The organism is Pseudomarimonas salicorniae (assembly GCF_023156535.1).
GTDB lineage: Bacteria > Pseudomonadota > Gammaproteobacteria > Xanthomonadales > Xanthomonadaceae > Pseudomarimonas > Pseudomarimonas salicorniae.
This window is the reverse complement of sequence record NZ_JALNMH010000016.1, coordinates 74,770-83,084: the sequence shown is the minus strand read 5'-3', so window position 1 is coordinate 83,084 and position 8,315 is coordinate 74,770. Positions and strand designations below refer to the sequence as shown.

General features: G+C 70.1%; 6 protein-coding genes. 3 read left to right on the top strand and 3 right to left on the bottom strand.

Going from position 1 to position 8,315, the window contains the following annotated elements:
• Positions 1 to 165 precede the first annotated feature (165 nt).
• The 3 genes from M0G41_RS17055 to M0G41_RS17045 all read right to left on the bottom strand — a co-directional run bounded on the left by M0G41_RS17055 (position 166) and on the right by M0G41_RS17045 (position 4,426).
• Positions 166 to 3,567: an ankyrin repeat domain-containing protein gene (locus M0G41_RS17055; protein ID WP_248211262.1), complete on the bottom strand. Its 3,402-nt coding sequence runs from the start codon at positions 3,565 to 3,567 to the stop codon at positions 166 to 168.
• Positions 3,557 to 3,808 (bottom strand): YcgL domain-containing protein, encoded by a 252-nt coding sequence (locus M0G41_RS17050; protein ID WP_248211261.1) that lies wholly within the window; start codon positions 3,806 to 3,808, stop codon positions 3,557 to 3,559. Before M0G41_RS17050 ends, M0G41_RS17055 begins: the two co-directional genes overlap by 11 nt.
• A gap of 66 nt (positions 3,809 to 3,874) precedes the next feature.
• The gene (locus M0G41_RS17045; RefSeq protein ID WP_248211260.1) at positions 3,875 to 4,426 is read right to left on the bottom strand and encodes a class I SAM-dependent methyltransferase; all 552 of its coding nucleotides are present in this window, start codon (positions 4,424 to 4,426) and stop codon (positions 3,875 to 3,877) included.
• Positions 4,427 to 4,518: 92 nt separating this feature from the next.
• Between M0G41_RS17045 and M0G41_RS17040 the strand changes: the two genes are divergently transcribed.
• The 3 genes from M0G41_RS17040 (at position 4,519) to M0G41_RS17030 (ending at position 8,313) form a co-directional block, all read left to right on the top strand.
• Entirely contained in the window at positions 4,519 to 5,301 is a 783-nt protein-coding gene (locus M0G41_RS17040) for a DUF4197 domain-containing protein (RefSeq protein WP_248211259.1), read from the top strand.
• A gap of 375 nt (positions 5,302 to 5,676) precedes the next feature.
• A complete protein-coding gene (locus M0G41_RS17035; RefSeq protein WP_248211258.1) occupies positions 5,677 to 7,650 on the top strand; it encodes a S9 family peptidase in 1,974 nt (657 codons plus the stop codon).
• A gap of 156 nt (positions 7,651 to 7,806) precedes the next feature.
• Positions 7,807 to 8,313 (top strand): methanogen output domain 1-containing protein, encoded by a 507-nt coding sequence (locus M0G41_RS17030; RefSeq protein ID WP_248211257.1) that lies wholly within the window; start codon positions 7,807 to 7,809, stop codon positions 8,311 to 8,313.
• Positions 8,314 to 8,315: the final 2 nt, after the last annotated feature.

Genomic DNA, 8,315 nt, shown 5'->3' with positions numbered 1-8,315 from the left:
CGTGGCGGTCATGAGAAAGCTGCTCACCGCTGCCTGGACCCTCGTCAAAAGCCCAGAAAAGTACGACGGGAGCAGGCTGTTCCCGAGCCAAGAAATCGCTTGACAGGGAACAGAGTGTCTACAGCGGGACCGGGGCGGATGCGCACTTCGCGCCCCGACCGGGCCTCAGGGCTTGTTGAGGAACCTTGCCAGCGACGGCGGCGTCGCGCGGTGGCGGTCGGCGGGTTCGAGCTCGGCGGCGAGGTCGACGAAGCCGCGCATGACGGCGATTTCCTGCGGTCGACGATTGAGGCTGTCACGGGCCTCGCGGTCGGCGCCGGCTTCGAGCAGGCGGCGCAGGGCGGCAAGCTGGCCGTGCAGGGCGCACAGGTGCAAGGGACCGAAGCCACGGCCGTCGCGGCGGTCGAGATCCACAGGCTGGCCGAGCAGGACGTCGAGCTGGAGCCGCAGGCAGTCCTCGTCGGCCGGATGACCTGGGTCGGCACGGGCGCCGAGCAGAAGCAGCAGCGGACTGAGGCCGTCGGCCCCGTCGCTGTCGGCGGCCGCGGGGTCGGCGCTGAGCAGCGCTCGCCAGCAGGCCGTCGCCCTGGCCCTGTCGCGCGCGGTGAAACCCCACTGGGCCAGCGCATGAAGGGCATGGTTGCCCTGCGCATCGCGTAGCCCCGGGCGGGCACCCCTGGCCAGCAGCAGCTCGATCATGTCGGCCAGTCCGAGCGCTGCGGCGACCATCAGGGGGGTGACCTCGCCGGGCAGCGGCTGGTCAGGATCGGCACCGGAGTCGAGCAGGCGCTCGACCACGCTGCGGTGCCGCATGCTGATCGCCGCGCTGAGGCAGGTGGCCCCGCTGTCTGCGGCCACCGCCGAATCGGCGCCGCGCTGCAGGAGCAGGCCCACGCAGGCCGCGTGGCCGCCGCCGCAGGCGCGCAGCAGGGCCGTGGCGCCCTTGCCGTCGCGGGCGTCGATCTCGAGGCCGAGCAGGAGCAGCCGCTCGACCGCCGCGCTGTCGCCCTGCGCCGCGGCATCGATGAGGTCGGCGTCGCGCAGCCGGCGGCCCGGCGGCTTCCAGTCATGCCAGTCCAGCCAGTCGAGGATGTCGTGGCGCCCGTGGCGCAGGGCCAGGCCGTAGGCGGTGCATCCATCGACGCTTCGCGCATCGAGGCGGGCGCCGGCGCGCAACAGCAGGGCGACGGACTCGGCATCGCCCGCCGCCGCCGCATGATGCAGGGCGGTCCAGCCCCGGCGGTCGGCGTGCTGCAGGGCGGCGCCGCGCTGCAGAAGGTCGGCGCAGAGGTCATGCCAGCCGCGATTGACCGCGGCGATCAGGGCGCTCAGGCCATCAGATGGCGCGCAGGCGTCGGCGCCGGCGCCGAGCAGATGGCGGAACAGGCTCTCGGCCTCGGCCGATGCCCCGGGCGGCAGGCGGGAAATGGCTTCGGCCAGGCGCAGCCCCGAGGCACTGACGCCGCGATCCAGCAGGCCGCGGGCGAGCGCGACCCGGCCCTCCCCGAGCGCCTCGGCCAGGCGGTTCGCCGATTCCAGCTCGGGGACCCCGAAGGCGCCCAGCTGACGCGCCACCCGCGCCGGATGCTCACGGTCATCGAAGGTCCGCACCGCCTTCCAGCGGATCGCGGCGTCGGCCTCGGGCGAGCGCAGAAGCAGCTCGGCGCGCGCCTCGTCGCGATCGTCGAATGCCGAAGCGAGGCGTTCAGCGAACGGACGCGGATCGTGATCGACCGCGGCGATGAGCGCCTCTCCGCCGCCGCCGTCGGCCAGCTCGTCCAGCGCGCCGGGCAGCGGATAGCCCGGATCGAGCACCGCCACCAACGGCCAGCGCGCCTGTGCCACGGCGCATTCCAGTGCGCTGCGACCATCGCCGGCGCGCTGCGAGGGGTCGACACCCATCGCCCGCAGCAGGGCCACCGTCTCGGCGTCGGCGCGCGGCGACTGGCAGGCGACGACCAGGGCATTGCGTCCATGCGAATCGGCGACGTCGGTGCGCAGCCCGCTGCCGGTGAGCTGTTCCAGCACGCCATTGGCGCCGGCGCGGGCCGCTTCGAGCAGGGGCGGAATGCCGTGCTCGTCGGCCAGATCGGGATTGGCGCCGGCGCCCAGCAGCTCGCCGACGATGGCGGCATTGCCGGCCAGCGAGGCGCTGAGCAGGGCGGTGCGTCCGAGCCGGCCGCGGGCATCGACCTTGGCCTTGTGGCGCAGCAGCAATTGCACGCCGGCGGGATCGTCCTCGCCCGAGGCCGCGGCCAGCAGGGCCGGCTGGCCGCCCGGCGGCTCCGGCCGAGCCTTGCGCTCGACCAGGAAGCGGGCGATGCGCCAGTTGCCGCAGCCACAGGCCACGCCCAGCGGCGAGTAGCCATCCCGGTTCAAGGCCTCCAGCGGCGCCCCGGCATCAAGCAGCAGGGCGGCCACATCGGGTTCGGCGACCAGGGCGGCGAAGTGCAGAGGGGTGCGGCCCTCGCCATCGACGTCGCGTGGATCGGCACCGTTGGCGAGCAGGGTCATGACCGCGTCCGGGCGCCCGCGCAGGCTGTCGCGGGTGGCCGCGAGCAAGGGCGTCAGGCCCTGGTGGCGACGGTTGATGTCGACACCGGCGGCAATCAGCCGTCGCAGCAGGCGGGTATCCGGAAGAATCGACGCCAGCATGGCCAGGGTCCTCTGGTCACGCTCGTCAGCGCCGGGCAGCTGGTGCGGGTCGGCCCCGGCATCCAGCGCGGCGATCGCCTCGTCGATGCGGCCGAGCCGGGCCGCGGCGACCAGCCGCGCCGAGGGATCACCCTGCATCAGGCCCGGACGGGTGGCAGAACCGACCTCCGGCGTCGCTGGCAGGATCACCGGATCGACCGGCTCCGGCCGGCGCTCGCGCGTCGGATCGGCCGGGCCGCCGTTCTGCGGCGCGGCCAGCCGGGCCGGCTCGATCAGCGCGGTCAGGACGAAGGCCAGTGCCGGGGCCAGCAGCCACCACCAGCCCAGGGCGACGCCGGCGCCCAGCTCCCAGCCGAAACCGTCGGACAGCCCGACGCCGAGGGCGCTGACCGAAAGCAGGAGGAGGACCAGCAGGGCGGCCAGCATGCCGCGTGGAAACGAGGGATCACGCTCGACCAGCCGGCGCGCGGCGCGCCAGCAGTCCAGAGGACCCAGCCATCCAGCGCGCGGCGCGCGGTCGACGAAGGCCAGCAGCCAGAACGGCCAGATCCGCCACAGCGCGAGCCAGGCCAGCGCCGCCGACACGCTGAGCGCGAGCACCGCCACCAGCTGGGCCTCGCGCAGCAGCCACCACAGCGGCAGGGCTGTCAGCGCGGCGACCGCGCCCACGGTCAGCACAAGGCAGAGAAGGCCCACCGGCAGCCGGCGCAGCAGGGTCCGGCCCAGCGCGCCCTCGGGGGCGTGGCCAAGGCCCAGCGCCATCGCGGCCGAGAGCAGGCCCAGGCCCAGCAGGGACAGGCCGACGCCCGCCCGCCAGTCGACGAAGAGCGCCGCACTGCCGCTGAGCGCGCCGCCCAGGTAGCACAGGATGGCGGCGCCGGTCCGGCCTTCGGCGGCCGGCTCATTCGCCATCGCTCACCTCGACCCGGGGAGGAAACTGGATGTGGAAGCCCTGTCCGGCGAGATTGGCGCGGACCACCGCGGGGTCCTCGCGGGCCAGCTTGCGGTCAGGGCCCAGCTCGAGTTCCAGGACAAAGCCGAGCTCGCCCAGCGCCCCGCGCAGCGGCGCCGGCAGGCTGTCGAAGGCATCGCGCTCGGCGAGGTAGACATAGGTCTGCTCTCGACGGGAGCTTCTGTAGACAAAGCAGCGCATCAACCACGACCACCGGGAAAGCGCGAAGAATACCCCGCCGGGCGCCCCAACCGCCCGCTACCGCGTTCAGATTGGATCACACTCGTAGTACACGCTGACGGTCTGGTCCGGCCGGCGGTCGTCCAGGCCCCGCAGCGCCTCGTGCGGGCTTTCGTTGTAGCCCACCTCGCGCAGGCGGAACCCGGCTGCGTCGACCAGGCCCTCGAGGGTGGCGCGGTCGAAGAAGAAGCCCGGATTCAGTTTGAGCGCGAGATTGACCAGGTGCCCGCCCGTCGGGGGATCCAGCGGCAGGCCGACAGCGCGCTGCCAGTGCTCGACCAGCCATCGAGGGCGCTGCTGCCAGGCTTCGATCAGCCGCTCCAGGCTCGGCAACAGCAGGCGCATGCAGCCCGACGGCCGCAACACCCGGCGCGCTTCGGAGAGGAAGCAGCGGACCTGTTCGATCCGCGGCAGGCAGGAGAGGAAGTCCTCGGAGTGGATGTAATCGACGCTGGCATCCGGCCAGGGGATGCCAGCGCCGAGATCGGCCACCACATCCACGTTCGGCCCCGCCTCGAGGTCCACGTTGACCCAGCCCGGCAGCGGATGCACGCCGGAACCGCAGTTGATCTTCAGCACGCCGTTCTCCCTGGCTGGTGGCGGCGCAAAGGATAACGGCAGGCTAACCACGGCTGGGTATGCTGCGGTCTCGCTTCCAGCGGAACCGCCCCATGCCCCTGCAACGACTGCTTCCCCTGCTCGCCCTGCTGGTCTGTCTGCCGGCGGGCGCGGACTCGCTCAAGGACAGGCTCAAGGAGGCCGAGGCCAAGCTGAAGGGTCGCTCCGAAGCGCCCGCGGAGCCGAAGTCCGAGTCGGCCAAGGACACCTCCAGCTCCGCGGACGGGCTCAGCCAGGGTGAGGCCAGCAGCGGCGTCAAGGAGGCCCTGGCCCAGGGCGTGAAGCGCGCTGTCGAGCAGCTCGGCCGCAAGGACGGCTTCCTGGCCGACAAGGCCGTGCGCATCTCCACGCCGCGCAAACTGCGCAAGCTGACCAAGGTGGCCAAGGAGCTGGGCGCCGGCAAGTACGTCGAGCAGTTCGAAACCTCGATGAACCGCGCGGCCGAGGCCGCGGTGCCGCTTGCGGCGGACACCTTTGCCGACGCGGTGCGCGAGCTCACCGTCGAAGACGCGATCGGACTCGTCCGTGGCGGAGACGGTGCTGCCACCGCCTACCTGCGCGAGAAGACCGGCGAGCGACTGCACGAGCAGTTCCTGCCGGTGGTGGCAAAGACCACGGCGGAGGCTGGCGTCACCCAGCGCTACAAGCAGCTCTCGGAGAAGGCGGGTGAGATGGGCAGCCTGCTTGGCAGCAGCGATGTCGACCTCGACCGCTACGTGACCGACAAGGCGATCGACGGCCTGTTCCACTACGTCGCCGAGCAGGAAAAGGCGATCCGCGCCAACCCGCTGGGCCAGGCCTCTTCGCTGCTGCAAAGGGTGTTCGGCAAGCGCTAGGCGCGGTTCGGGCGCGACGCGGAGGTTCGCCGCGGCTTCGGATGGGCGGGCTTTTCGTAGGAGCGGACATGGCCGCGACCGCGGAGGTTCGCTCTGCCCGCGGTCTGTGGAATACACGTCACGCCGCGGTCGCGCCCATGTGCGCTCCTACAATCGGGCATCGTTGGGGTTCAGCGAAGCCTCATAGGGTGTCCCTTGGGCGCACCGATACGGGCGTTCGGACGGTATGCCCGGTGCGGCCAGCCGCACCCTATCAATGTCTTCTTCGCGCCCAAAGCCCCCCTCCCATGCGCGCACCTCATCGCCTGACCGCAGCCCGTTCCGACGAACGCTGCGACGGGGCTAGACTGGCCGCTTTCCCGAGGGAGTGAATCGATGCGCCCAACCCGTTCCTGGCGGCCGCTGCTGGCCACCTTCGTCGCCTCTGCGCTGGTCCTTGCGACCGGCTGCCAGCAGGCTGATCCTCCGCCGCCCGCCGCCACCCCGTCGCCGTCGGCAGAGCAGTCGAGCCTTCCCTCCAAGCAGTACACGATCGAGGACTTCATCGCCTCGACCAGCGTCGGTGGCGCCTCGTTCAGCGCCGACGAGTCGCGAATCCTGTTCTCCTCGAACAAGAGCGGCGTCTGGAACGTCTACAGCATGCAGGTCGGCGGCGGCGAGTGGACCGCGCTGACCGAGTCGACCACCGACAACAACTACGCGGTCAGCTACTTCCCCACCGATGACCGGGTGCTGCTCACCCGCGACCAGGGTGGCAACGAGCTGAACCATCTGTTCGTACGCGAGACCGACGGCAGCGAGCGCGACCTGACCCCGGGCGAGAACCTCAAGGCCAACTTCGCCGGCTTCAACCACGCCGGCGACGCCTTCTTCGTCACCCACAACGGCCGCGATGCGCGCTTCTTCGACATCTACCGCTTCGATGCCAAGAGCTACGAGCCGACGCGGATCTTCGAGAACACCGGCGGTTATCAGCCTGCGGGCATCTCCGGCGACGGCGCCTGGATCGCGCTGGCCAAGGCCAACACCACCAATGACTCCGACCTCTACGTGCTCGAAGTCGCCAGCGGCAAGATCACCCACGTTTCCGAACACGAGGGCGAGGCGAGCTTCGACGCGCAGGACTTCAGCCCGGACAACCAGTGGCTGTACTACAGCGCCAACGATTCCGGCGAGTTCGCCGAACTTCGGCGGGTCAAGCTCGGTGAGTGGACCCATGAACCGGTGCAGAAAGCCGACTGGGACATCGTCTACGCCTACTTCTCCCACGAGGGCAAGTATCTGGTCGTCGGCACCAACGAGGACGGCATGACCAAGGTTCGCCTGTTCGATGCCGCCAGCATGGCCGAGCAGTCGCTGCCGGCGCTGCCCGAAGGCGAGATCCGCGGCGTCAGCATCGCCCGCAGCGAGAAGATGATGGCCTTCTACCTCAACGGTGACCGCCAGCCGAACGATCTCTACGTACTCGAGTTCGGCGGCGAGCCGCGCGCCCTGACCCGTTCGCTGAATCCGGCGATCGATCCGAAGGACCTGGTCAGCTCCGAGGTCGTCCGCTTCAAGAGCTTCGACGGCCTGGAGATCCCCAACATCCTGTGGAAGCCGCACCAGGCGAGCGCCGGGAACAAGGCCCCGGCCCTGGTCTGGGTGCACGGGGGGCCGGGCGGACAGACGACCCGCGGGCACAATGCCTTCATCCAGTACCTCGCCAACCACGGCTACGTGGTGCTCGGCATCAACAACCGGGGCAGCTCGGGCTACGGCAAGACCTTCTTTGCCGCCGACGACGGCAAGCATGGCCGCGAGCCGCTTTGGGACACGGTCGAGGCCAAGAAGTACCTGCAGACCCTGGACTACGTCGATCCCGACAGGATCGGCGTCATCGGCGGCAGCTACGGCGGCTACATGGTGCTCTCGGCGCTGGCCTTCCAGCCCGGCGAGTTCAGGGTCGGCGTCAACATCTTCGGCGTCTCCAACTGGATCCGCACGCTGGAGTCGATCCCTCCCTACTGGGAGAGCTTCCGCGAGGCGCTGTACAAGGAGATCGGCAATCCGGAGACCCAGCGCGACTTCCTGATCGAGACCTCACCGCTGTTCCACGCCGACAAGATCGATGTGCCCCTGATGGTGCTGCAGGGCGCCAACGATCCCCGGGTGATCAAGCCGGAGTCCGATGACATCGTCGCTGCCGTCGAGAAGAACGGCGTGCCGGTCGAGTACGTGGTGTTCGAAGACGAAGGCCACGGCTTCTCGAAGAAGAAGAACCAGATCGAAGGTTATGGCCGGGTCCGCGCCTTCCTGGACCGCTACCTGAAGAACGCAGAGGCCCCTGCCGACACGCCGCAGGGCTGATCCGGCAAACCGGCAGGCCGTTCCGCTTCGCGCGCGGGGGAACGGCCTGTTCGACCCGGCCAAAAGATGGCGTAGGATGCAGGGGTAGTCCGGAACCGTTCATCGCTTGTGTGCGCGAACACCGGCATCATTGCGCTGCAGCCAGAGGAAGCCCCCATGGATGTCGCCTGCACCGATATCGACCTTGATCGCGATGCCTTTGTCCGCGACCTGCTGCGCGAGCTCTCCGGCCTGCTCGAAGAGGTGGTCGGGCTGGACGAGGCACGCGGCTTTGTCGCCCTGGTCGGGCAGCGCATCGGCCGGCGCATCGACGCCCTCTACCGTCCGCACCTGGGCGACGGCGAGTGGTCGGTGGGTCAGCTGGCCAGCGTGCTGGTGGATCTCAAGCGTCGGATCCAGGGCGGCTTCAGCATCGAGGCGATAGAGGCGACGCGGATCACCCTGGTCAACGACCGCTGTCCGTTCGGCGACAAGGTGCTCGGGCGATCGTCCCTGTGCATGATGACCTCCAATGTGTTCGGCAACATCGCCGCCGAGCACCGGGGCTTTGCCCAGGTGGCGCTTGAGGAGACCATCGCAGCCGGCGATGGACGCTGCCGGGTGGTCATCCACCTGGATCCCGAGCGGCCGGTCGATGGCGCTCGCCAGTACCGGCGCAGCTAGCC

Coding starts and splice junctions, on each gene's coding strand:
- M0G41_RS17030 (WP_248211257.1), top strand. CDS start 7,807: ATGGATGTCGCCTGCACCGATATCGACCTTGATCGCGATGCCTTTGTC.
- M0G41_RS17040 (WP_248211259.1), top strand. CDS start 4,519: ATGCCCCTGCAACGACTGCTTCCCCTGCTCGCCCTGCTGGTCTGTCTG.
- M0G41_RS17035 (WP_248211258.1), top strand. CDS start 5,677: ATGCGCCCAACCCGTTCCTGGCGGCCGCTGCTGGCCACCTTCGTCGCC.
- M0G41_RS17050 (WP_248211261.1), bottom strand. CDS start 3,808: ATGCGCTGCTTTGTCTACAGAAGCTCCCGTCGAGAGCAGACCTATGTC.
- M0G41_RS17055 (WP_248211262.1), bottom strand. CDS start 3,567: ATGGCGAATGAGCCGGCCGCCGAAGGCCGGACCGGCGCCGCCATCCTG.